Source organism: Streptomyces sp. NBC_00440 (genome assembly GCF_036014215.1).
GTDB lineage: Bacteria > Actinomycetota > Actinomycetes > Streptomycetales > Streptomycetaceae > Streptomyces.
On sequence record NZ_CP107921.1, the window covers coordinates 1,360,504 to 1,382,856 of the forward strand.

Sequence of the window (22,353 nt, forward strand, 5' to 3'; positions counted from 1 at the left end):
CCGGCCTCTCACCTCTCACCGCTTTACCGCCTGACGCACCACTTCCTCACGAACCGAAGGAATCCACCGTGTCCAGTCTCAGTGTCGAGATGCTGGCAGCGGACGCAGCGCCGATATCGTCGGCCGGCCACGCCCAACTGGGGATAGCCGTCCTCGCGGGCATCGCCGTCATCGTCCTGCTCATCACGAAGACCAAGCTCCACGCGTTCCTGTCCCTGACCATCGGATCGCTCGTCCTGGGAGCGGTCGCGGGTGCTCCGCTCGACAAGGTCATCACCAGCTTCACCACGGGCCTCGGTTCCACCACCGCGAGCGTGGGTGTCCTGATCGCGCTCGGTGCCATCCTCGGCAAGCTCCTCGCGGACTCCGGCGGCGCCGACCAGATCGTCGACACCATCCTCGCGAAGGCGAGCCGGCGCGGGATGCCATGGGCGATGGTGCTGATCGCGGCGATCGTGGGACTGCCGCTCTTCTTCGAGATCGGCATCGTGCTGCTGATCCCGGTGGTCCTGCTGGTCGCCAAGCGCGGCAACTTCTCGCTGATGCGGATCGGTATCCCGGCGCTGGCCGGCCTGTCCGTGATGCACGGTCTGATTCCGCCGCACCCCGGTCCGCTGGTGGCCATCGCCGCCGTGCACGCCAACCTCGGTGTGACGCTCGCACTGGGTGTCCTGGTGGCCATCCCGACCGTGATCATCGCCGGTCCGGTCTTCTCCCGGTACGCGGCCCGCTGGGTGGACATCCAGGCACCCGACCGGATGGTGCCGCAGCGCCCGTCGGAGGACCTGGAGAAGCGGCCCGGTTTCGGTGCCACCGTGGCGACCGTGCTGCTGCCTGTCGTGCTGATGCTGGCCAAGGCGCTCGTCGACATCGTGATCGACGACCCCGCGGACACGGTCCAGCGTGCGTTCGACGTCATCGGCTCGCCCCTGATCGCCCTGCTGGCCGCGGTGCTCGTCGCCATGTTCACGCTGGGCCGGGCCGCCGGATTCAGCAAGGGACGGATGTCGGCGACCGTCGAGAAGTCGCTCGCCCCGATCGCGAGTGTGCTGCTCATCGTCGGCGCGGGCGGCGGCTTCAAGCAGACCCTGATCGACTCCGGTGTGGGTCAGATGGTGCTGGACATCTCCAAGGACTGGTCGATCCCGGCGCTGCTGCTGGCCTGGCTGATCGCCGTGGTGATGCGCCTGGCGACCGGCTCCGCCACGGTGGCGACGGTCTCCGCCGCCGGTCTGGTCGCGCCGCTCGCCGCGGACATGTCGACGGCGCACGTGGCACTGCTGGTGCTCGCCATCGGCGCGGGCTCGCTCTTCTTCAGCCATGTGAACGATGCGGGGTTCTGGCTGGTGAAGGAGTACTTCGGGATGGACGTCGGCCAGACGATCAAGACGTGGTCGGTGATGGAGACCATCATCTCGGTGGTCTCACTGATCTTCATCCTGCTGCTCTCGCTGGTTGTCTAGGGCCGTTCGTTCGGATCAGGCCGGATCGAGGACACATCTCATGGCACATCCACTGTTCGAGATCGGCGGCCGTACGGCGCTGGTCACCGGAGCCAGCCGCGGCATCGGGCACGCGCTCGCCCGCGGTCTGCTGGAGGCGGGCTGCACCGTCGTCATCAACGGGCGGGACGAGGGCCGGCTGAAGGCGGCCGCCGCCGGACTCGCCGATGCCGGGGGCACGGTGCTCACCGCCGCCTTCGACGTCACCGACGGGCCCTCGGTCGCCGCCGGGATCGCCGCGGCCGAGGAGCAGGCGGGCCCGCTGGACATCCTGGTCAACAACGCCGGGATGCAGTTGCGCGCCCCGCTGCTCGACTTCGCCGACGACGACTGGCACCGGATCGTCGACACCAACCTCACCAGCGCCTTTCTGGTGGGCCGCGAGGCCGCCCGGCGGATGGTCCCCCGCGGCCACGGGAAGATCATCAACATCTGTTCGCTGCAGAGCGAGGTGGTGCGCCCCGGTATCGCTCCGTACGCGGCCACCAAGGGCGCCCTGAAGATGCTCACCAAGGGCATGTGCGCCGACTGGGGGCAGTACGGCATCCAGGTCAACGGCCTGGGCCCCGGCTACATCGAGACCGAGCTGACCCGGCCGCTGGTGGCCGACGAGGAGTTCAGCTCCTGGGTGCGCCGCCGTACCCCGGCCGGGCGCTGGGGGCGCACCGACGACCTGGTGGGCGGCGTGCTCTACCTCGCCTCACCGGCCGCGGACTTCGTGAGCGGCCAGATCCTGTACGTCGACGGCGGAATGACGAGTGTGCTGTGATGCGCGGATGTGTGATCCACGGAGTGGACGACCTGCGGGTCGATGAGCTGCCCGAGCCGGTGGCCGGACCCGGCCAGGCCGTCGTCGCGGTGCGGTACGGCGGAGTGTGCGGCTCGGATCTGCACTACTGGCGGCACGGCGGGGTCGGTGACTTCCTGCTGCGCGAGCCGATGGTGCTGGGCCATGAGGTCGTCGGCACCGTGGCCGCGTACGGCGAAGGGGCGGACGGCCCCGCGCCCGGCACCCCGGTCGCCGTGCACCCGGCGACGCCGTGCGGCGCCTGCCGGGAGTGCCTGGACGGGCGGGCCAACGTCTGCCGGGACACCCGCTATCTGGGCAGCGCGGCCCGTACCCCGCATGTGCAGGGCGGGTTCGCGGCCCGGATCGCGGTGCCGGCCGGCCAGCTGAGGGCGCTTCCGGCGGGCCTCGGGCTGCGCAGGGCCGCACTGGCCGAACCGCTGTCGGTCGCACTGCACGCGGTGCGCAGGGCCGGTCCCGTCGACGGCAAGCACGTCCTGGTCACGGGTGCGGGGCCGATCGGCTCCCTGGTGGTGGCGGCGCTGCGGGCCGCGGGCGCCGCGGCCGTCACGGTCACCGATCTGCTGCCGAAGGCGCTGGAGTTCGCGGCCGCCGCGGGCGCGACGACGCTCGTACCGGTGGGCGACCCGGCCGGTCCCGGACTGCCGGACGAGGTCGACACCGCGATCGAGGCGTCCGGGTCGGCAGCCGGTCTGGACACATGTCTGCGGTCGGTGCGGCGGGGCGGGGCCGTCGTACAGCTGGGGATGCTGCCACCGGGGATGAGCCCGTTCGCCGGGAATCTGGTGGTGAGCCGGGAGATCGAGCTGCGCGGGGCGCTCCGCTTCGACGTGGAGTTCGACGCGGCGATCGAGCTGCTGGCCGGGGACGACTCCTTCGACGCGCTGGTCAGTGCGGTGGTGCCGGTGGAGCGGGCCGCTGAGGCCTTCGCTCTCGCGGCGGACCGGTCGCAGTCCTGCAAGGTGCTGCTGGACTTCGGCGGCTGAGGGCCCGCACGGTCCCGGGCCGGGCCGGCAGGGCCCGCCCGGATCCAACGGTCCCGGGCCCGGTCCGCAACGCCGCCCGGAGCCAGCCGGGAGCCGGATCCGCGGGGCCGCCTCCGCGCACCGGGATGCCGGAGCCGGGCCGCGACCTCGCGGATCCCGGCCCGGCTCCTCACTCCTCGTCCAGCCACAGCGGGTGCTCCCGCCGCGCCCATCCGCGCCCGACCCGGCCGGTCCGCATCCCCCGCCGGGCCTCCGGGTCGCCGAGCGCCATCCCGATGTGCCCGGCGACCACGATGCCGACGGCCAGCGCCAGCCAGTCGTGGATGAAGGTGGCGCTCGTCCGCCAGACCAGCGGTGTCAGATGCGTGAACCACATCAGCAGCCCGGTGCCGAGCATCACCAGCGCGGCGCCGGCGATCCACCCCGCGTAGACCTTCTGGCCGCCGTTGAACTTGCCGGCCGTGCGCGGTGATCCGTCCCTGCGCAGCGCCGACCGGAGCCAGGCGCGGTCGTACGGCGCGAAGCGGTTGAGGCGGCCCAGGTCCGCCCGCAGCGCACGCGAGACGAGGCCGAGCAGGACCGGCACTGGCAGCAGCAGCCCGGACCATTCGTGGACGGTCACGACCAGATAGCGCTGCCCGACCAGCTCCGCGAGCTGCGGGATGTACAGGCAGCCCGCCGACGCGATGCACACCAGCATCAGGGCCGACGTCGTGCGGTGCACCCACCGCACGGGGCGGGTGAAGCGGCGCAGCTCAGACCGTGGGGTGGTCGTCGCGTCCGTTGGACTTGCCGACCCAGGCGTCGATGTCATAGCCGCGCTCCTCCCAGTAACCCTGTCGCACGTCACTGGTGACGGTGATCCCGGACAGCCATTTCGCCGACTTGTAGAAGTACATGGGCGCGACATAGAGGCGGACGGGTCCGCCGTGGTTGTGGCTCACCGGCTCGTCCTGCATCCGCAGCGCCACCAGGACGTCCGCACGGCGCGCCTGGTCCAGGGTGAGGCTCTCGCTGTACGCGCCGTCGAAGCAGGTGAAGCGGACCGCGCCGGCCCCGGGCCGCACCCCCGCCGCGTCGAGCAGCCGGGAGAGCCGGACGCCTTCGAAGGGGGTGCCGGGCACCCGCCAGCCGGTGACGCACTGCACATCGCGCACCAGCCTGGTCTGCGGCAGCCGGCGCAGCGAGCCGAGGGTGTACGAGGTGGGCCGCTCGACCATGCCGTCCACGGTGAGCCGGTAGTTCCCGGCGTCCTTGTGGGGCACCGATGAGGTGACCGAGTAGTAGCGGAATCCGCCGCCGTTGGGCAGCAGACCGGTCAGGCCGGTGGGGTCCTTGCCCGAGACCGCCCCCAGCGCGGAGTCGACCCCGCGCTGGACGTAGGGCGCGGTGACAAGACCCGCCGCGCCCAGGCCGAGCATCCCGAGGACGAGGCGGCGGCCGACCGGCGCGCCGCCCTGGTCCGATGGTTCTGGTTTCACCCAACGATTCGAACACCCGCGGGCGCCAGAAGCCAGCGACCGCGGGTGACGTCAGGATTCCGTCATATGTCCGCGGCGGCTCCGGCCCGCGCCTCGGCGGCCTTGTCGAGCTGGAACGCCTCGTTGCCGAGCCCGATCCGGGCGTGCACCTCGGGCCTGCCCGAGCGCAGCACCAGTCCGTAGACCAGACCGCCGAGCAGGGCGAGGCCGATGATCCCGGGCAGCAGCCAGCTCAGGACGGACCCGGGGCCCGCTCCGACCAGCACGTCGAAGTCCTTGACCGTCATGAAGGCGATGGTGAGCAGGGCGAGGCAGGCGAGGCCCGACGCGGTCAGCCGCCAGATCTGCGCACGGGCCGCCCCGCGCTGTACGAAGAAGGCGATCACCGCGACCGATGCGGCGGCCATCAGCAGGATGATGCCGAGGGCGCCGATGTTCCCCATCCAGGTGAAGAGGTGCAGGACGGGCGCCGTCGGGTCACCGTGCGGCTTGCTGTCGGTCACCGCGAAGGCGATGACGACGACGAGGGAGATGACGGTCTGGAGCAGCGAGCCGGTGCCGGGTGCGCCGCTGGACCTGTTGGTACGGCCGAAGGCGGCGGGCAGCAGTCCCTCGCGGCCCATCGCGAAGGCGTAGCGGGCGACCACGTTGTGGAAGCTGAGCATCGCGGCGAACATTCCGGTGACGAAGAGGACGTGGAGCACATCGGTGAAGGACTTGCCGAGTACGCCCTCGCTGAGCCCGAAGAGCAGTCCGGGGCCGAGTTTGGTGGCCTGGGCGCTGATCGCCGAAGGCCCGGCGGCCACGGTCAGCGCCCAGGAGCTGACGGCGAAGAACAACGCGACGAAGCCGACGGCGAGGAACATCACCCGGCGGACCACCACCTGCGGCCTGCTGGTCTCCTCGGCGTACACGGGGGCCTGTTCGAAGCCGACGAAGGCGGCGATGCAGAAGCAGAGCGCGGTGCCGAAGCCCGCACCGGTGAGGGTGCCGGGGTTGAATGCGTGCAGCGAGAGCCCTTCCTTGGCGGGGCTCGCGACCGAGGCGATGTCGAAGATCACCACGAGGGCGCACTCGATGAGCAGCAGCACACCGAGGACCTTCGCGTTGAGGTCGATCTTCAGCCAGGACAGCACCCCGACGACCGCGACGGCCACCAACGCCGGGATCCACCAGGCCAGTTCGGTGCTCAGATAGGTGTCGAAGAGGCCGGAGACCTCGAAGCCGAAGATGCCGTAGATGCCGACCTGCATGGCGCTGTAGGCGACCAGGGCGACGAAGGAGGCGCCGGCTCCGGCGGTGGAGCCGAGGCCGCGGGCGATGTACGCGTAGAAGGCCCCGGCGTTGTGGACATGCCGGCTCATCTCCGCATAACCGACGCTGAACAGCGCCAGGACGACCGCCAGGATGACGTAGAGGATCGGCTGTCCCACGATTCCCATCAGGCCGAAGATCGTGGGCATGACTCCCGCGACGACCATCAGAGGAGCGCTGGCCGCGAGCACGGAGAGCAGCAGCCCCGCCGTCCCCAGACGGCCGGCGCGCAGCGCCTGGTCCTGGCCCTTGAACGTGCTGATCTCGTTGATCTCGCTCGTGCTCGAACTGCCCGGCGGCATGGCGGGTCGGTCCCTTCGGTGAGGAGTTAGACGGAGCCGAGCGCGGCACCGCGCGCGGCGCTGAACGCCTGGTACGCGTCCCGGTCGGGGTAGGCCCAGGGGGCCGGCGTGAAGTGCTCTCCAATGCGGTGGAACAGCGCGGCGGCCTCCGCGGGCCGGCCCTCGCAGAACTTCGCGTGGGCCAGGAAGTTGAGGTCGACGCGGTTGCGCGGATGGTCCTCGCGCTCCCACTCCAGCCACCAGTCGAAGGCGGCCTTCATCACCTGACGGGCCCGCCGGCCCGTCCAGTGCGCGGAGCGTGCGGGGTCGTCCGGTTCGCTGCCCGCGGTGGCGAGCACCCGGTAGCGCTCCGCGTGGGCGACCACCGGCAGCACCGCGAGCGGCGAGTCGGCGGGCGCCTGTTCGGCCGCCCAGGCCGCGAAGTCGTACACCTCGTGCAGCGGGTCCTGGCCGGCCCCCGGATGGCGCTCGGCGAGCCGCGCCGCCATCAGATGGTGGGCGTGGTGGTGCTCGGGGTGGCGTGAGCGCACCTCGTCGAAGAGGCGGCTGACCTCCTCCTCGGTGCCGCGGCTGCGGGCCAGGATCAGCAGCCCGAGCCAGGGGGTCGGGTCCGACGGCGCCAGCCGGGCAGCGGCCCGGCAGGCCTCGCGGGCCGCGTCCTCCTCTTCCTTGGCTGCCTTGCCCACCCTGCCCACCTTGTCCGCCCGGCCTCCCCTGCCGTCCTTGCCGCGCAGCGACCGCAGGACCATGGCGCAGGCCAGCAGGGCGGCGGCGTCCGCGCTCTCCGGCTCGGCGAGCAGCCAGTCCTCGGCCCAGGCCGCCGATCCCGACCCCTCCGCGAGTACGACGAGACGGTGGCCCCGGCGGTCCCAGTCGTCGGCGGTCGCGGTGAGCAGGGAACTGACGCTGCCCCAGCGGCCCTGGGCCAACTGGGTTCGCACTTCTGTGAGTTCGACGTCGTCGAGAGCCGGGTCGGCGAGCTGGCCGGCCCGTCTTCGGGAGCGGCCGAGGAGTGGGGGCATCCGCGGGGGTCCTCAGGGCGCCGGGGGCAATGATCACGCACAGCAAACCGGTATTGATGGCTCCACGTCAAGGCCGCACAGGCGTCACATCCTCCTCAACTCCCTTTACAACGCCATGCTTTGCCCGGGTGCGTACGCTGGTTCCATGACCGGTCCCGAACACCTCAAGCCCCTGTTGTTCGCCTTTCCCGGCCCGCTCCGCGATCAGCTCGTCGACGCCGTGCTGCGCGGGGAGAAGGTCTCGACCAGCGGACTGCTCGCCGAGTACGAGGCGGAGCGGGAGGAACTGCCCCCCGTCGGCGAGCGCTCCGCGCTGATCGACTCGGACGGCCGTGAGGTCGCGGTGGTCGAGCTGACCGAGGTACGGGTGCTGCGGCTGGGCGATGTCGGCCTCCAGCACGCGCTGGACGAGGGCGAGGGTCACACATCGGTCGCCGAGTGGCGCGCGGGGCACGAGCGGTTCTGGCACGGCGACGAGATGCGGGAGGCGCTGCGGAACCCGGAGTTCACCGTGGACGACGACACGATGATCGTGGCCGAGCGGTTCCGGGTGGTGGAGCGGCTCCAGGAAGGGTGAGCCGGGGCCGGCCGGCCCCTCGCACCCCACCGCCCGCTGCCCCGCCGCCCCCGCTACCCCACCGCCCGGGCCGCAGCCCGCCCGGCGGTCCGCCCGGAGTAGATGCAGCCGCCCAGGAACGTGCCCTCCAGCGACCGGTAGCCGTGCACCCCGCCACCGCCGAACCCGGCCGCCTCCCCCGCCGCGTACAGACCGGGCACGGGCGCGCCCCTGTCCGTACCGCCGGCCGGCTCCGCGAGGACCCGGGACGACAGGTCCGTCTCCAGGCCGCCCAGCGACTTGCGCGTCAGGATGTGCAGTTTCACCGCGATCAGCGGGCCCGCCGCGGGATCCAGGATGCGGTGCGGCGCGGCCGTGCGGATGAGCCTGTCGCCCAGATACTTCCGGGCGCCGCGGACCGCCATCACCTGGAGGTCCTTCGTGAAGGGATTGCCGATCTCGCGGTCGCGGGCGACGATCTCCCGGCGCAGCCCGGCCTCGTCGATCAGCGGCTCCCCGGTGAGCTTGTTCATCCCGCGCACCAGCGACGCCAGGTCCTTCTCGACGACGAAGTCCGCGCCGTTGTCCATGAACGCCTTCACCGGCGCGGGTACGTCGGCGCGCGCCCTCCCGATGACGTCACGGACGGACTTCCCCGTCAGGTCTGGGTTCTGCTCGGAGCCCGAGAGGGCGAACTCCTTGCCGATGATGCGCTGGTCGAGGACGAACCAGGTGTAGTCGTGGCCCGACTTCATGATGTGGTCGAGGGTGCCCAGGGTGTCGAAGCCGGGAAAGAGCGGCACCGGCAGGCGTTTGCCGCGCGCGTCGAACCAGAGCGACGAGGGCCCCGGCAGGATGCGGATGCCGTGCTTCGCCCAGATCGGGTTCCAGTTCTGGATGCCCTCGGTGTAGTGCCACATCCGGTCCCGGTTGATCTGGCTGCCGCCCGCGGCCTCCGCGATTCCCAGCATCAGCCCGTCCACGTGGGCGGGCACCCCCGACAGCATGTGCGCGGGCGGGGTGCCGAGCCGCTCCGGCCACTGGGCCCGTACGAGGTCGTGGTTGCCGCCGATCCCGCCCGAGGTGACGATGACCGCCTGTGCCCGGTAGGTGAACTCGCCGGTGACCGCGCGGCTGCTGGCGGTGCCCCGCTCGGCCCCGCTCGCCTCCAGCACCTCACCGGTCACCGTGTCCACCGCACCGGCGCTGCGGGCGAGGCCGGTGACCCGGTGGCGGAACCTGAGCTGCACCAGGCCGCGCGCCACACCCTCCCGCACCCGGCGCTCGAAGGGCGCGACGACGCCGGGCCCGGTCCCCCAGGTGATGTGGAAGCGCGGTACGGAGTTGCCGTGGCCGGTCGCGTCGTACCCGCCGCGCTCCGCCCAGCCGACGACCGGGAAGAAGCGCATCCCCTGGGCGTGCAGCCAGGCCCGCTTCTCGCCCGCCGCGAAGTCCACGTACGCCTCGGCCCACTGCCGCGGCCAGTGGTCCTCGGGCCGGTCGAAACCGGCGGTGCCCAGCCAGTCCTGCATCGCCAGCTCGCGGCTGTCCTTGACCCGGAAGCGCCGCTGTTCGGGCGAGTCGACGAAGAACAGACCGCCGAAGGACCAGTGCGCCTGACCGCCCATCGACTGCTCGGGTTCCTGGTCGAGGAGGATCACCTTCTTCCCCGCGTCCACCAGCTCGGCGGTGGCCACCAGACCGGCGAGCCCGGCCCCGATCACGATCACGTCAGCGTCGTCCGCCATGAGCCCCATCCCTGCCAGGTTACTTGTGGGTCACATCTTCAGTTCGTCCCGAAGCTGCGTCAACCGTCCCGTTCGGTGCACTCAACGGGTACAGGTGCACCCGCAGGCGCTATCGTCGCCAGAACCCCGCCCCTTCTGGCCGGTCTTGAGGTTGATCACGTGTCGGTACTCGTCGTCGCGCTCTCGGTGGCCGCGGCCTGCTGTCTCGGATTCGGATTCGTGCTCCAGCAGAGAGCGGCCAGGCACGCCCCCATGAAGGACTTCCTCTCCTTCCGGCTGCTGCTCGACCTGGTGCGGGTGCCGCTCTGGCTGGGCGGCATCGCGCTGATGGTCTGCGGCATGGTGCTGGGGGCCCTGGCGCTCGGCCACGGCGAGATCTCGCTGGTCGAACCGCTGCTCGCGACGAACCTGCTCTTCGCCATGGCGCTCTCCCGGCACCAGACCGGACAGCCGCTGGGGCGGCAGGGCTGGGGCGGTCTCGCGCTGCTGGCGGGCGGGGTCGCGGCCTTCATCCTGGCGGGCCAGCCGAAGCCCGGCGCCGCGTCGGTGAACGAGCTGCGGCACTGGCTGATCATCGGCGTGGTGGCCGGCACCGCCATGGTCCTGACGGTCTGCGCCAAACGGACCCGGCTGACCGTGGGCCCCGCACTCCTCGCACTCGGCGCCGGTCTGCTGTACGGGCTCCAGGACGCCCTGACCCGGGTCAGCGGGCAGCTTCTGGAGCACGGCGGCTGGGCGGCGCTGACGACGGGCTGGGAGCCGTACGCGGTGATCGTGCTGGGGGTGACCGGGCTGATCCTGGTGCAGAGCGCGTTCGAGGCAGCGCCGCTGCGCAGTTCGCTGCCCGCGCTCACCGCGGCCCAGCCGCTCGCGGGCATCGTCTGCGGTGTGGGGTTCCTCGGCGACCAGCTGCGCACCGACACCGGAGCCCTGGCCTGGGAGTCGGCCGGGCTCGCGGCGATCGTCGTGGGGATCGTCCTGCTGGGACGGCATCCGGCGATGCCCCCCGGCTCGGCGCGGGCGCCGCGCGAGAAGATGGCGGCATGACCGCTGCGAACCCCGTACCCCCCGCCTCCCCCGCCGACGAGATCCTCGATGTGGTCGACGCGTCCGACCAGGTGACCGGGCAGGCCCCGCGGGGCGAGGTGTACGCGAAGGGGCTGCTGCACCGCTGTGTCTTCGTCCTCGCCCGGGACGCCGACGACCGGATCTTCGTCCACCGCCGGACACCGGTGAAGCTGGTCTTCCCCTCGCTGTACGACATGTTCGTCGGCGGCGTGGTCGGCGCGGGCAAGTCCTACGACGCGGCGGCGCTGCGTGAGGCCGAGGAGGAGCTGGGCGTGTCCGGGCTGCCCGCGCCCGTACCGCTCTTCAAGTTCCTGTACGAGGGTGCCGGGCAGGGCTGGTGGTCCTGGGTGTACGAGGTGCGCTGCACGCTTCCGGTGAACCCCCAGGTGGAGGAGGTCGCCTGGCACGGCTTCCTCTCCGACGAGGAACTGGCGCTCCGTATCGGCACCTGGGAGTGGGTGCCCGACGGCCTCGCCGCGTACCGCCGGCTGACCGATCGGCAACCACGCTGACGGCGGCGGCCCGGCGCAGGCATCCGGTGCGTCTCCCGGCCGGCCGCGAAGCGGACCGGCCACGCAGGCATCCGGTGCGCGGCCGGATCAGGCCGCCGCGTCCCAGTCGACCGTGACGACGATCTTGCCGCGGGTGTGGCCCTCCGAGTTGAGCCGCTGCGCCTCGGCCGTCTGCTCCAGCGGGAGGACCCGGTCGACGTGGACCGTGATCTCTCCCTGGTCGGCCAGTTCGCCCAGGACATGCAGGTCGAGAGGGTCGGGCCGTACGAAGACATAGCGGCCGCCGAACTCGACGACGTCGCCGTCCACGATGGACGCGAGCCGGCCTTCCGGGGCGAGCAGGTTCGCCGACAGCCTGAGGGTGTCGCCGCCGACCGTGTCGAGGACCGCGTCCACCCCGTCGGGCGCCAGGGCCCGCACCCGGTCGGCGAGCCCCTCGCCGTAGGCCACCGGCTCCGCGCCCAGCGTGCGCAGATGGTCGTGATTGTGGGTGCTCGCGGTGCCGATGACCCGTGCTCCCGAGTGCAGGGCGAGCTGTACGGCCATCGAGCCGACGCCGCCCGCCGCCGCGTGCACGAGGACGGTGTCGTCGGAACGGATTTCGAGCGCGCGAAGGGCCTGGTAGGCGGTGAGTCCGGTCAGCGGCAGCCCGGCGGCCTCCTCGAAACTCAGCCGCAGCGGCTTGCGGGCCAGGGTGCGCACCGGGGCCGCCACGTACTCGGCGAAGGTTCCGCGTGACAGGAAGTCCTCCCGTACGTACCCGATGACCTCGTCCCCGACGGCGAACTCGGTCACGGCCGCCCCCGGCTGCACCACCACACCGGAGACGTCCCAGCCCGGCACGACCGGGAAGACGGCGTCGAGCCGCGCGGCGAGGTGCCCCTCGCGGGCGTGCACATCGACCGGGTTGACGGCTGCCGCGCGTACTTTCACCAGCACGGAGTCGGGCCCGACCGTGGGCTCGGGGCGCTCGCCGTACTCCAGGACCTCGGGGCCGCCGTAACGGCTGTAGCTGATCGCCTTCATGCCTATGAGCCTCTGGTCAGGCCCCGCCTCGCGCAACCGGACCCCGTGCAAACGGGAGCGCCGGCGGTGCGGGCCCGGCGGGAACCGGAAGCGGCCGGGCGGTGTATCAGAGATGTGACGACCGCGCACCGGCTGCCGGAAACGGGCCGGGGGTGGACGCCATACCGACTGGTCGGCATGATGAGCACAGACGTTCACCGCGAGCGTGCCGGCAGACAGTTCCAGCAGACATCGGCGCGATGGTCCACCCGGACGGTCCGCCGCTACACACGGAGGTGCCCCATGAGCACAGTCCACCCACCGGGAATCGACCCCGAGGCGCTGCGCGGTCATCTCGACCGGGTGCGGCCCGGCCTGGTGAGCGGACCGCTCAGCGCGCGGTTGATCGAGGGCGGCCGGTCGAATCTGACGTACACGGTGAGCGACGGGACCGGCCGCTGGGTCGTCCGCAGGCCTCCGCTGGGCCATGTCCTTGCCACCGCGCACGACATGAAGCGCGAGCACCGGGTGATCAGCGCGCTGCACCCGACGGGGGTTCCGGTGCCGGCCACAGTGCTGCTGTGCGAGGACGAGTCGGTCATCGGATCGCCGTTCTACGTCATGGAGTTCGTCGAAGGCACCCCGTACCGCACCGCCGCCCAGCTGGCGGCCATCGGTGCCGAGCGGACCCGTGCGGCGGTGCTCGGGCTGGTCGACACGCTCGTGGATCTGCATGCCGTGGACCAGGAGGCGGCGGGCCTCGCGGACTTCGGGCGCCCCGAGGGCTTCCTCGACCGGCAGCTGCGCCGCTGGGGCAAGCAGCTCGACGCCTCGCGCAACCGCGAACTGGCCGGCATCGACGAACTGCACGCCACTCTCGGACGTGATCTGCCCCGCTCCCCGGCTCCCACCGTCGTGCACGGCGACTACCGCCTGGACAACGTCCTGCTCGGTGACGACGACAGGATCAACGCGATCCTGGACTGGGAGATGTCGACGCTCGGCGATCCGCTGACCGACCTCGGTCTGCTCGTGATGTACAGCTCGGACCTGGGGATCCCCGATTCGCCGGTCTCCACCACCAGCGGTGCGGCGGGCCATCCCTCCCCCGCCGAGCTGGTCGAGCGCTATGGGGCCCGCTCGGGCCGGGACACCTCCGCCATCGCCTGGTACACGGCGTTCGCCTGGTTCAAGCTCGCCGTGATCCTCGAAGGAATCCACTACCGCTACACCCTCGGCCAGACCGTCGGAGCCGGCTTCGACCAGATCGGCTCGCTGGTCCCCGTCTTCATCGAGCACGGTCTCACCACCCTCAAGGAAGGCTGAAACACCCCCATGGACTTCGCATTCGACGCGCGCACCGAAGAGCTGCGCGACAAGCTCCACGCCTTCATGGACGAGCATGTCCTCCCGGCCGAGGCCGTCGTCCACGAGCAGCGTGCCCGGCTCGCCTCCCCCTGGGAGACCCCGGCGGTGGTCGAGGAGCTGAAGGCCGAGGCGCGCCGCCAGGGCCTGTGGAACCTCTTCCTCCCGGACGCGGAGTACGGCGCGGGGCTGACCAACCTTCAGTACGCGCCGCTCGCCGAGATCACCGGGCGCTCACCGCAGTTGGCACCCACCGCGCTGAACTGCGCGGCCCCCGACACGGGCAATATGGAGGTGCTGTTCCAGTTCGCCACCGAGCAGCAGAAGAAGCAGTGGCTGGAGCCGCTGCTCGCCGGTGAGATCCGGTCGGCCTTCGCCATGACGGAGCCCGAGGTCGCCTCGTCCGACGCGACGAACATCGAGACGCGTATCACGCGCGAGGGCGACGAGTACGTCATCAACGGCCGCAAGTGGTACATCTCCGGGGCGATGAACCCCGACTGCAAGATCTTCATCGTGATGGGGAAGACCGACCCGGACGGCGCCGACGCCCGCCGCCAGCAGTCGATGATCCTGGTCCCGCGCGACACCCCGGGACTCGAAGTCCGCCGTGCCATGCAGGTGTACGGCTACGAGGACCACTACCACGGCGGCCACGCCGAGGTGGTCCTCGACAACGTCCGGGTCCCCGCGTCGAACCTGATCGGTGAGGAGGGCGGCGGCTTCGCCATCGCCCAGGCCCGTCTCGGACCGGGCCGGATCCACCACTGCATGAGGCTGATCGGGATGGCGGAGCGCGCCATCGAGCTGATGTGCCGCCGCGCGGTCTCCCGTACCGCGTTCGGCAAGCAACTGGCCCAGCAGGGCGTCGTACAGAACTGGATCGCGGACGCCCGGGTCACCGTGGAGCAACTGCGGCTGCTGGTCCTCAAGACCGCCTGGCTGATGGACGCCGTGGGCAACCGAGGGGCGCACACGGAGATCCAGTCCATCAAGATCGCCACGCCGCGCGCTGTCATCGACATCATCGACAAGGCGGTGCAGCTGTACGGCGCCGGCGGGGTGAGCCAGGACTTCCCACTGGCCGAACTCTGGGCCGGAGCGCGGACGCTGAGGCTCGCGGACGGGCCGGACGAGGTGCATCAGCGGTCGCTGGCGCGGCGCGAGCTGAAGAAGTACCTGTAGCGGAAGGACGGCTGCCTGGTCACATCACCGGTGTGGCCACGACCGTCGCTGCGGTCGTGGCCATGACCGTCACCACCGGACCGGCTGCGGCCGGTCATGGCTACGGCCGCAGCGCCCTCAGCAGCAGATCGGCCAGCTGCTCGGCCAGTTCGCGTGGGGTCAGCGGGCCGTCCGGGCGGTACCACGTCGACAGATGGTGCACGGACCCGAAGTGGTAGTCGACCACCAGATCCGCGGAGACGGCCTTCGAGAACACCCCGATCCGCTGGCCCTCCTCCACCAGCGCCCGGAAGCGCTCGTGGTAGCGGCGCCGTTCCAGCCGTACCTGCTTGTTCTTCTCCGGGCTCAGCTGGTGCATGGAGCGGAAGAAGATCGACGCGTCGTCCAGATTCTCGATGGTCGTGACGACGACGTCGGCCGCGGCCTCCCGCAGGCGCTGCTCGACGGGCGCGTCGGAGTCCGCGAACGCGTCGAGCCGCTCCTGCTGGAGCCGCAGCAGCCGGGAGTAGACCTCCTGGAGCAGGTCCTCCTTGGAGCCGAAGTAGTGGTAGAGGGCGCCCTTGGTGACCCCCGCCGCTTCGACGATCTCCTGGACGGAGGTCCGGTCGTAGCCGCGTTCGGCGAAGAGCCGGGTCGCGGCGGCCAGCAGCCTCTGCGGGACGGGGACACCGCTCCCGTCGGTCGTTCTGGCTGCCATCGCCGCCACCTTCCGTCCGTCCATGAGCTCGTCACATGTGCTCGTCGCCTGCGCCCGTCACCGCGGGGAACGCAGTTCCCGCCTCAGGATCTTCCCACTGGTTGTCTTCGGCAGCTCGGGCAGGATCTCGACCTCGCGCGGGTACTTGTACGCCGCGAGCCGCTCCTTGCAGTAGCCGGCCAGCTCCTCCGGCGTCACAGCGGCCCCGGACTCCGTGGGCCGCAGGCTCACATAGGCCTTGACCGACTCTCCCCGGTAGGCATCGGGGATCCCGACCACGGCGGCCTCCCGTACGGCGGGATGGGTGTAGAGGACGTCCTCGACCTCGCGCGGCCACACCTTGAAACCGGAGGCGTTGATCATGTCCTTCATCCGGTCCACGACATAGAGCCAGCCGTACCGGTCCATGAAGCCGATGTCCCCGGTGCGCAGTTCGCCGCCGGGGAACGTCTCGGCAGTGGCCTCCGGGCGCTCCCAGTACCCGGAAACCACCTGCGGCCCGCTCACCACGATCTCGCCCTGCTCCCCGAAGGGCACCTCGGCGCCGCCTGCGTCCACGATCCTCACCACGGTGTCCGGTCCCGGCACCCCGACCGAGAGTGTGCCCGACACCGGGTCGACCGGGGCCTCCCGCTCGGGCGGGACCGAAGCGCACGGGGCGGTGCACTCGGTGAGCCCGTATCCGTTGCGGATGTACGGGCCGAACCGCTCGCGGAAGCCCTCCACCAGCGCGGGCGGCAGCGGTGCGCCGCCCGACGAGATCACCTTGAAGGAGGCGAAGTGGTCCGGGGTGACCGACGGGTCGGCCGCGAGCGCCATGAAGGCCGTGGAGGGGCCGACCGTGTACGCGGGACGGTGCTCGGTGAACGCGTCGAGCACCACCCCGGGGTGGAACCGGTAAGCGAGGACGAGGGTCCCGGCGTTGGCGACGCACGCGGCGAGTTCGCAGACCATCCCGGTGATGTGGAAGAGAGGCGCGAGCGCGAAGTACGCCGAGCCCTCCGGGACGGGGTGGCCGGTGCGCTGGCGCTCGGCGTTCACCATGATGTTGGCGTGCGCGTTCATCGCGCCCTTGGGAGTCCCGCTGGTCCCCGACGTATAGCTGATCAGCGCCACATCGGAGGCGAGCGGATCGCGGTCGGCCGGGGCCGGGAGCCCCTGCCGGGCGACCGCCAGCAGATCGTCGGTGTCGGCGGGGCACGGGAGCCGCTCGAAGCCGAGGACCCGTTCGTCGTCGCGGCTCTGCAGATCGCGTTCGCAGGCGGTGAGCGCGAACCGGACCAGGGAGCCGGCGGTGCCGGCGGCGGTCTCCCGCAGATACGCCTCCCAGGCACGGTCGGAGCAGACCAGCGCCGTGACACCGGCGTCCCGCAGGGCATGGCCGACCTCCGCCGATTTGTACATCGGATTGAGCGGTACGACCGTGGCACCCGCCTTCCAGGCGCCGAGGAGCGCCAGCACGAAGTGCGGCGAGTTCTGCAGCATGACCGCGACCCGGTCGCCGCGGCCCACCCCTCTGGCGGCCAGGTGTCCGGCGACCGAGTCGGAGAGCGTGTCGGTCTCGCGGTAGGTGAGCCGCCCGTCGAAGTAGGCGAGGGCGGGGTGTTCCGGTGCGCGGGCCACGGCGTCGCGGAAGGCGTGGACCACGCTCGGCTGCGGGTGTACGGGCCTGCGCTGGGCCTCACTGAGCTGTCCGAGCCAGGGCTTCGCCGCGTAGATCGAGGTGCTCACCGCCCGGCCTCCCATTTCTGCTGAAGGCGGTTCATCCCGCCGATCCACCGGTCGGGCTCGGCGGCCCGCGCCTGGTAGTACTCGGCGACCTCGGGGTGCGGCAGCACCAGGAACCGGTCATCGGCGATGGCGTCGAAGAGCGCGTCCGCGACATCGTCGGGCTCGATCGCCGTCGGGGCGAGCACCAGTTCACCCGCGGAGCCCGTAGCGGCGAGCATGTCGGTCCGTACGCCCTGCGGGCAGATCGCGTGGACCTTCAGCCCGCGGTGGCGGTAGGTGAGCGAGAGCCACTCGGCGAAGGCCAGCGCGCCGTGCTTGGTGACGCTGTACGGGGCCGCGCCGATCATGGTGAGCAGCCCGGCGGCCGACACGGTGGAGACGAACCGGCCCTCGCCGCGCTCCAGCCAGTCGGGCAGCAGCGCACGGGCGGCGCGCACATGGGCCATCACGTTGACGTCCCAGGCGGCGGCCCAGACCGCCTCGTCGGAGAAGGGGTCGCCGCCGGAGCCCAGACCGGCGTTGGCGCAGTAGACGTCGACACGTCCGCCGAGCGCTTCGCGGGCGGCGTCCACGATGGCCGAGGCATCGCCGGGCACCGCGGTGGCGCCGATACCGTCGGCCACCGCACGGGCCTTGTCGCCGTCCAGGTCGTTGACGACGACACGGGCTCCCTCGGCGGCGAACCTCCGGGCCAGTGCCGCGCCGATACCGCCGCCCGCCCCTGTGACCACTACACCCGCGCCTTCGACGGTACCCATCAGGACCTGCCTCTCCGTTGAATTCACCCGCAGACTAACCAGTCGGTATGCGGCAGGGGAAGGGGCGAGAGTTAGCCTGCGTGGCCATGACACTCGGCGAGATCATGGAGGTAGCCCGATGAACCTGTCCAGGCGGGGTCTGCTGGCCGCGAGCGGAGCCGTGGGTGCGCTGGGAGCCGTGGGCGGGGCGGCCCAGCCGGCCGCCGCGCACGGGAAGCGCGCCCGGGTGAGTACCGGGTTCGACCGGCTGGCCGCCGACGGCTACGGCCTGCTCGACGGGGAGCGCGTCGGGATCGTCACCAACCCGACCGGGGTCACCCAGGACGTCCGGCACATCGTCGATGTCATGCACGCCGACCGGAGGGTGAACCTCACCGCCGTCTTCGGCCCGGAGCACGGGTTCCGCGGCACGGCGCAGGCGGGCGGTTCGGAGGGGCGGTACGACGACCCGGCGACCGGGCTTCCGGTGTACGACACGTACACCAGGAGCGGGCAGCCCCTCGCGGACATCTTCACCACGTCCGGCGTGGACACGGTGGTCTTCGACATCCAGGACGTGGGGGCCCGCTTCTACACGTACATCTGGACGCTGTACGACTGCATGGAGGCGGCGGCGCTGGCGGGCCTGCGCTTCGTGGTGCTGGACCGGCCGAATCCGGTCACGGGGCGGGCCGCGCTCGGTCCTGTGCTGCACAAGGAGTTCGCGACCTTCGTCGGGCGGCAGCCCGTCTCCCAGGCGCACGGGATGACCGTGACGGAGCTCGCCCGGCTCTTCAACGGTGAATTCCTCCCGAAGCCGGTCGAGTTGGAGACCGTGCGGATGTCCGGCTGGCGGCGCGGCGACTTCTTCGACGCGACGGGCCTGCCATGGGTGCCGCCGAGCCCGAACATGCCGACACCGGACACCGCTCTCGTCTACTCGGGGACCTGTCTGTTCGAGGGGACGAACCTCTCCGAGGGACGGGGCACCACCAGGCCGTTCGAGCTGCTGGGGGCCGAGGGGATCGACCGGCGGTGGGCCGAGGCGGCCAACGCGCTGGAGCTGCCGGGGGTCGCCTTCCGCGAGGCGTACTTCGCGCCGGTGTTCTCCAAGTTCGAGGGGAAGACCGCGGGCGGTGTGCAGCTCCATGTCCAGGACCGTGCGGCGTTCGACCCGGTGCGGACCGCGATCGGGCTGCTGGTGACGGCCAAGAAGGTCTGGTCCGGGTTCGCCTGGCGTTCCGACGACTGGATCGACAAGCTGACCGGGTCCGCGCAGGTCCGCACCATGATCGACAAGGGTGCGGACACCGATGAGGTGGTGGCGGCCTGGCAGGGCGAACTCGCCGCCTTCCGGTCCGTCCGCGAGCGGTATCTGACGTACCGCTGAGCGACAACCGCCGCGGGCCGGACCGGAGTTGTCCGGTCCGGCCCGCGGCCCCGTACCCCGGTATCGCTACCGGTGCGAGGGGAACTCCACGACCTGCTGGTACGTGGGCCGGTTCTGCCACTGGATGGGCCAGAACTGCAGCCCGCCCAGCGGACGGTGGATGATCGCGTCCGAGCACCACTGGTCACCGGCGGCGCAGCTGTCGTCGCCGGGGTAGACCTGCGCCGGGGTCTTGGCCGCGGCCTGGCCCAGGGTCGAGAGCAGCACGTCGCGGCAGGAGCTCAGGTCTCCCCCACCGCAGTACGTCTTGCCCAGCTTGCCCTTCACCGGGCGTCCCAGGACCGTACGGATGTCCTTGTCGACATAGCTCCACCAGCCGTACTGGAAGGCGGATCCGGCGTGGGCCCCGGTGGGTCCGTGGGCCGCCGACGGCGACTCGTCGATGGCGAGGTTGTTGGTGAGCGCCGTGTAGAGGTCGTCACCGAGCCCCGGTTTGAACTCGGACTCCACCAGCAGCGGCCACCAGGCGTCCATGATCCGCACGGCGTCCGGGTGGGTGTAGACGTGCGAGCTCTGGGCGTTCTCCTTGCGCTGGGCGCCGTCGGCCACCCAGGCCTCCAGCTGCTCGACGGCCTTTGCCTCCGCCGGGTCGGTGACCGGCTTGCTCCGTACGACGTCGAGCAGTTCGGGCAGGACGTCCTCGCCGCGCAGGTCGGTGACGGCCGCCTCGGCCATGGCACGGGTCAGCGCGGCACGGGTGACACCGCCCTTGGCGACGAGCTTGGCCACCCGGTCACCGAGCAGGTCGACCCGGTACACCGAGCCGTTGCCGAACCCGGCCGAGGAGTAGTCCTTGGCCTGCTTGTTGTTCCAGGAGACGTAGTAGTCCTGGCCCACGGACTGCGGGTGCTGGGCGGGCGGGGTGACGTCGGTGGCGTACTGGTCAGGGTCGAAGCCCTTCCACTCGTAGGCCTGTTCGGCCTTGACGGGCAGCGAGGCGTCCACCCCGTCCGCACGCACCGGGTTCCTGCCGCTGTTGAAGTAGGCGGCCTGACGGGAGTCCGCGTAGAACCAGTTGAAGGTGAAGCCGATGTGGCTGGCCGCCTCCTGGAAGGTCTTGGCGTCCTTCACGTACCCCGGGTCGTTCATCATCTGGAAGCCGACTATCGAGTCGGCCTCATGGCCGTACGTACTGCGCAGCGAGGTGTAGGCGACGGGTTTGCCGCCGACGGTCGCGCGGTGCGTCACAATGCCGTACTTGGTGCGGTAGACCTGCATCCGGTAGGAGCCGGCCGCCGTGGAGTCGGCGACGGTGGGCGTCCAGGAGTTGGTCCGCTCCATCTTCTCCATCGGGGTGCAGACGCCCCGGAAGAGGTAGTGGGTGTCGTCCTGGCAGAGCTCCACCGCGTAGGTGTCGGTGATGTCCTGGCCCGCGGATGTGGCGCTCCACGCGTAGTCCTGGCCGCGGCCCAGCTGGATGTACATGCCGACACCGGCGAAGGAGACACCGCGGGCGCTGATGCCGGGCCCCTGGAGTTCCTGGAGCATCAGCAGCTGGGGCAGGAAGTACCCGGTCTGCGGGCCGAACACGGCGACGGGGTTTCCGCTCGCGGTGTGCTGCCCCGAGACGACGAGGGCGTTGGACATGCCCTTCTTGCTGCTGAACAGGTCGGCGGGCAGCACCCCGTTGTCGTACATCCCCTGCATGGGCTTGAGTTTCTTCGGAGCCTTGACCGGGGTCTTCGCCTCGGTCTTGGCGCCGCCCGTCCGGTCGTAGACCAGCGGTTCGGCCTTCACGGAGCCCGGGTCGGGCATCGCGGTGCCCTTGGGGTCCGCGGGCTTGTCCGCGTACGGGAAGCTGGTGCCGTCATGGACGGTGAGGGTCGCCTCCGGGTCGTTGCGCTCCCGGAACGACTCCCAGACCTTGCTGCCCTCGGTGACGCCGTACTTCTGCTGGGCCGAGAGCAGCGACAGCGCGTCCTGCACCTCGCCGCCACCGCCGCTGCCGAAGAGGCTGCCGACGACCGAGGCGAGCGCGATCATGTCCGTGATCTTGAACGGTGCGATCTCACCGGCGTTGGTGATCGCGTTGATCTTCCCGGTGAGGACGTACTCGCCGGGGAAGTAGCGGCCGTCCTTCGACTTCTGCCGGTAGGCGTTGATGCCGTCGATGTACGCCTGCGCGTCGTCCATGGCCTGCTTGCCGCGCGCACCCTGGGCCGCTATCCGGTCGGCCTGGTCCTGGAGGTCCTGCTCGGTGTACGGGGCCTGCGGCCAGAACTCCTGCTCCAGGCCCTGGTTGGCGAGTGCGCCGCCGGCGAAGGAGGTGAGCTCGCCGCGGCCGATGTGCCGGAAGAGGTCCATCAGCCAGAGCCGGTCCTGGCCCGCCGCGTATCCGGCACCGAACTCGGTTCCGTAGCGCGTCGTCCCCTTGATGTGGGGTACGCCGGTCTTCTTGTCCCGGGTGATGCTGACGTCGTCGCGCGGCTTGGTGACCGAGGCGACCTGGTCGTCGGGGACGCCGAACGAGGCGTCGTTGAAGAAGTTGTTCAGGGTGGAGTCGGTGAGCGACGGAGCCCCGGCGGGCAGCGCGTCGTACGGTCCGAGCTGGTCGGCGCTGTGTTCGGGGCGGGTGCCCAGCGCACGGTGGGCGAGGATCTGGGCGAGGGTGGCGTTGCCGTTCTCACCCGGCGGCATGATGTCGTTGCACTGGCTCTTGCAGTAGTCGGTGACGGGGTCCGCGGCCGCGGCGGTCGCCTGCGGCAGTGGTGTCATCAGGCCGGCGCCGAGTGCGAACACCGCCATGGCGATGGCGGTTCTGAACTTTCCGGTGCGTCGTCGCATGAATGCTCCTGAGGGGGAAGCCGTGGAGACGGACGTTACTGGCGAGGTAACCCGTCAGTAAGGTGAACATGCGTCACCTTTTCCGAATCACCACACAGGT

The 22,353-nt window shown here is 71.0% G+C and carries 19 protein-coding genes; 9 read left to right on the forward strand and 10 right to left on the reverse strand.

Annotated features, from left to right (window positions below):
• Positions 1-68 precede the first annotated feature (68 nt).
• Genes OHB13_RS06120 through OHB13_RS06130 form a run of 3 tightly spaced genes read left to right on the forward strand, consistent with a single transcriptional unit; the run spans position 69 to position 3,296 of the window.
• A complete protein-coding gene (locus OHB13_RS06120) occupies positions 69-1,463 on the forward strand; it encodes a GntP family permease (RefSeq protein ID WP_266858592.1) in 1,395 nt (464 codons plus the stop codon).
• Positions 1,464-1,503: 40 nt separating this feature from the next.
• Complete coding sequence (locus OHB13_RS06125) at positions 1,504-2,271, forward strand: SDR family oxidoreductase (protein WP_328376123.1); 768 nt, start codon at positions 1,504-1,506, stop codon at positions 2,269-2,271.
• On the forward strand, positions 2,271-3,296 hold the full coding sequence (locus OHB13_RS06130; RefSeq protein WP_328376124.1) for an L-idonate 5-dehydrogenase: 1,026 nt from the start codon (positions 2,271-2,273) through the stop codon (positions 3,294-3,296). Before OHB13_RS06125 ends, OHB13_RS06130 begins: the two co-directional genes overlap by 1 nt.
• A 169-nt stretch (positions 3,297-3,465) precedes the next feature.
• On the opposite strand, the gene OHB13_RS06135 is transcribed toward OHB13_RS06130, so the two are convergent.
• From OHB13_RS06135 to OHB13_RS06150, 4 genes are all read right to left on the reverse strand, one after another.
• A complete protein-coding gene (locus OHB13_RS06135) occupies positions 3,466-4,110 on the reverse strand; it encodes a cytochrome b/b6 domain-containing protein (protein ID WP_328376126.1) in 645 nt (214 codons plus the stop codon).
• Entirely contained in the window at positions 4,052-4,717 is a 666-nt protein-coding gene (locus tag OHB13_RS06140; protein WP_266861207.1) for a molybdopterin-dependent oxidoreductase, read from the reverse strand. Before OHB13_RS06140 ends, OHB13_RS06135 begins: the two co-directional genes overlap by 59 nt.
• Positions 4,718-4,839: 122 nt before the next feature.
• Positions 4,840-6,393: an APC family permease gene (locus OHB13_RS06145; RefSeq protein ID WP_328376128.1), complete on the reverse strand. Its 1,554-nt coding sequence runs from the start codon at positions 6,391-6,393 to the stop codon at positions 4,840-4,842.
• A gap of 26 nt (positions 6,394-6,419) precedes the next feature.
• Complete coding sequence (locus OHB13_RS06150) at positions 6,420-7,415, reverse strand: hypothetical protein (RefSeq protein WP_328376130.1); 996 nt, start codon at positions 7,413-7,415, stop codon at positions 6,420-6,422.
• A 145-nt stretch (positions 7,416-7,560) separates the two neighbouring features.
• Between OHB13_RS06150 and OHB13_RS06155 the strand changes: the two genes are divergently transcribed.
• Positions 7,561-7,992, forward strand: coding sequence for an ASCH domain-containing protein (locus tag OHB13_RS06155; protein WP_328376132.1), 432 nt, complete (start codon positions 7,561-7,563; stop codon positions 7,990-7,992).
• A gap of 53 nt (positions 7,993-8,045) precedes the next feature.
• Here the strand turns inward: OHB13_RS06155 and OHB13_RS06160 are convergent, their stop codons facing one another.
• On the reverse strand, positions 8,046-9,719 hold the full coding sequence (locus OHB13_RS06160) for an FAD-binding dehydrogenase (protein WP_328376133.1): 1,674 nt from the start codon (positions 9,717-9,719) through the stop codon (positions 8,046-8,048).
• Between the two features lie 159 nt (positions 9,720-9,878).
• Here OHB13_RS06160 and OHB13_RS06165 point away from each other — a divergent pair, with 159 nt between their 5' ends.
• The gene (locus OHB13_RS06165; RefSeq protein WP_266858576.1) at positions 9,879-10,766 is read left to right on the forward strand and encodes a DMT family transporter; all 888 of its coding nucleotides are present in this window, start codon (positions 9,879-9,881) and stop codon (positions 10,764-10,766) included.
• Entirely contained in the window at positions 10,763-11,299 is a 537-nt protein-coding gene (locus tag OHB13_RS06170) for an NUDIX domain-containing protein (protein ID WP_328376136.1), read from the forward strand. The genes OHB13_RS06165 and OHB13_RS06170 overlap by 4 nt, the downstream gene beginning before the upstream one ends.
• Positions 11,300-11,386: 87 nt before the next feature.
• Here OHB13_RS06170 and OHB13_RS06175 read toward each other — a convergent pair whose 3' ends face one another.
• Positions 11,387-12,325, reverse strand: a complete 939-nt coding sequence (locus OHB13_RS06175) for an NADP-dependent oxidoreductase (protein WP_266858572.1) — start codon at positions 12,323-12,325, stop codon at positions 11,387-11,389.
• Between the two features lie 282 nt (positions 12,326-12,607).
• Between OHB13_RS06175 and OHB13_RS06180 the strand changes: the two genes are divergently transcribed.
• Both OHB13_RS06180 and OHB13_RS06185 read left to right on the forward strand, forming a co-directional pair.
• Positions 12,608-13,630: a phosphotransferase family protein gene (locus tag OHB13_RS06180; protein ID WP_328376138.1), complete on the forward strand. Its 1,023-nt coding sequence runs from the start codon at positions 12,608-12,610 to the stop codon at positions 13,628-13,630.
• 9 nt (positions 13,631-13,639) lie between these two features.
• The gene (locus tag OHB13_RS06185; protein ID WP_328376139.1) at positions 13,640-14,854 is read left to right on the forward strand and encodes an acyl-CoA dehydrogenase family protein; all 1,215 of its coding nucleotides are present in this window, start codon (positions 13,640-13,642) and stop codon (positions 14,852-14,854) included.
• A gap of 100 nt (positions 14,855-14,954) precedes the next feature.
• On the opposite strand, the gene OHB13_RS06190 is transcribed toward OHB13_RS06185, so the two are convergent.
• The 3 genes from OHB13_RS06190 to OHB13_RS06200 are packed head-to-tail and all read right to left on the reverse strand — an operon-like array spanning position 14,955 to position 18,040.
• A complete protein-coding gene (locus tag OHB13_RS06190; protein ID WP_443062928.1) occupies positions 14,955-15,575 on the reverse strand; it encodes a TetR/AcrR family transcriptional regulator in 621 nt (206 codons plus the stop codon).
• Between the two features lie 33 nt (positions 15,576-15,608).
• Positions 15,609-17,297 carry a class I adenylate-forming enzyme family protein gene (locus tag OHB13_RS06195; RefSeq protein ID WP_405944915.1) on the reverse strand — a complete coding sequence of 563 codons (1,689 nt, stop codon included), beginning with the start codon at positions 17,295-17,297 and terminating at the stop codon, positions 15,609-15,611.
• Positions 17,279-18,040 carry an SDR family oxidoreductase gene (locus OHB13_RS06200; protein WP_266858562.1) on the reverse strand — a complete coding sequence of 254 codons (762 nt, stop codon included), beginning with the start codon at positions 18,038-18,040 and terminating at the stop codon, positions 17,279-17,281. Before OHB13_RS06200 ends, OHB13_RS06195 begins: the two co-directional genes overlap by 19 nt.
• Positions 18,041-18,158: 118 nt before the next feature.
• Here OHB13_RS06200 and OHB13_RS06205 point away from each other — a divergent pair, with 118 nt between their 5' ends.
• Positions 18,159-19,409: an exo-beta-N-acetylmuramidase NamZ family protein gene (locus tag OHB13_RS06205; RefSeq protein ID WP_328376144.1), complete on the forward strand. Its 1,251-nt coding sequence runs from the start codon at positions 18,159-18,161 to the stop codon at positions 19,407-19,409.
• 66 nt (positions 19,410-19,475) lie between these two features.
• On the opposite strand, the gene OHB13_RS06210 is transcribed toward OHB13_RS06205, so the two are convergent.
• Positions 19,476-22,253 (reverse strand): penicillin acylase family protein, encoded by a 2,778-nt coding sequence (locus OHB13_RS06210; RefSeq protein WP_266858558.1) that lies wholly within the window; start codon positions 22,251-22,253, stop codon positions 19,476-19,478.
• Positions 22,254-22,353 lie beyond the last annotated feature (100 nt).

Excerpts from the sequence above, each read along its gene's own strand:
- OHB13_RS06125 (WP_328376123.1), top strand. The coding sequence starts at position 1,504 with ATGGCACATCCACTGTTCGAGATCGGCGGCCGTACGGCGCTGGTCACC.
- OHB13_RS06130 (WP_328376124.1), top strand. The coding sequence starts at position 2,271 with ATGCGCGGATGTGTGATCCACGGAGTGGACGACCTGCGGGTCGATGAG.
- OHB13_RS06135 (WP_328376126.1), bottom strand. The coding sequence starts at position 4,110 with ATGACATCGACGCCTGGGTCGGCAAGTCCAACGGACGCGACGACCACC.
- OHB13_RS06140 (WP_266861207.1), bottom strand. The coding sequence starts at position 4,717 with ATGCTCGGCCTGGGCGCGGCGGGTCTTGTCACCGCGCCCTACGTCCAG.
- OHB13_RS06145 (WP_328376128.1), bottom strand. The coding sequence starts at position 6,393 with ATGCCGCCGGGCAGTTCGAGCACGAGCGAGATCAACGAGATCAGCACG.
- OHB13_RS06150 (WP_328376130.1), bottom strand. The coding sequence starts at position 7,415 with ATGCCCCCACTCCTCGGCCGCTCCCGAAGACGGGCCGGCCAGCTCGCC.
- OHB13_RS06155 (WP_328376132.1), top strand. The coding sequence starts at position 7,561 with ATGACCGGTCCCGAACACCTCAAGCCCCTGTTGTTCGCCTTTCCCGGC.
- OHB13_RS06160 (WP_328376133.1), bottom strand. The coding sequence starts at position 9,719 with ATGGCGGACGACGCTGACGTGATCGTGATCGGGGCCGGGCTCGCCGGT.
- OHB13_RS06170 (WP_328376136.1), top strand. The coding sequence starts at position 10,763 with ATGACCGCTGCGAACCCCGTACCCCCCGCCTCCCCCGCCGACGAGATC.
- OHB13_RS06175 (WP_266858572.1), bottom strand. The coding sequence starts at position 12,325 with ATGAAGGCGATCAGCTACAGCCGTTACGGCGGCCCCGAGGTCCTGGAG.
- OHB13_RS06180 (WP_328376138.1), top strand. The coding sequence starts at position 12,608 with ATGAGCACAGTCCACCCACCGGGAATCGACCCCGAGGCGCTGCGCGGT.
- OHB13_RS06185 (WP_328376139.1), top strand. The coding sequence starts at position 13,640 with ATGGACTTCGCATTCGACGCGCGCACCGAAGAGCTGCGCGACAAGCTC.
- OHB13_RS06190 (WP_443062928.1), bottom strand. The coding sequence starts at position 15,575 with ATGGACGGACGGAAGGTGGCGGCGATGGCAGCCAGAACGACCGACGGG.
- OHB13_RS06195 (WP_405944915.1), bottom strand. The coding sequence starts at position 17,297 with ATGGGAGGCCGGGCGGTGAGCACCTCGATCTACGCGGCGAAGCCCTGG.
- OHB13_RS06200 (WP_266858562.1), bottom strand. The coding sequence starts at position 18,040 with ATGGGTACCGTCGAAGGCGCGGGTGTAGTGGTCACAGGGGCGGGCGGC.
- OHB13_RS06205 (WP_328376144.1), top strand. The coding sequence starts at position 18,159 with ATGAACCTGTCCAGGCGGGGTCTGCTGGCCGCGAGCGGAGCCGTGGGT.
- OHB13_RS06210 (WP_266858558.1), bottom strand. The coding sequence starts at position 22,253 with ATGCGACGACGCACCGGAAAGTTCAGAACCGCCATCGCCATGGCGGTG.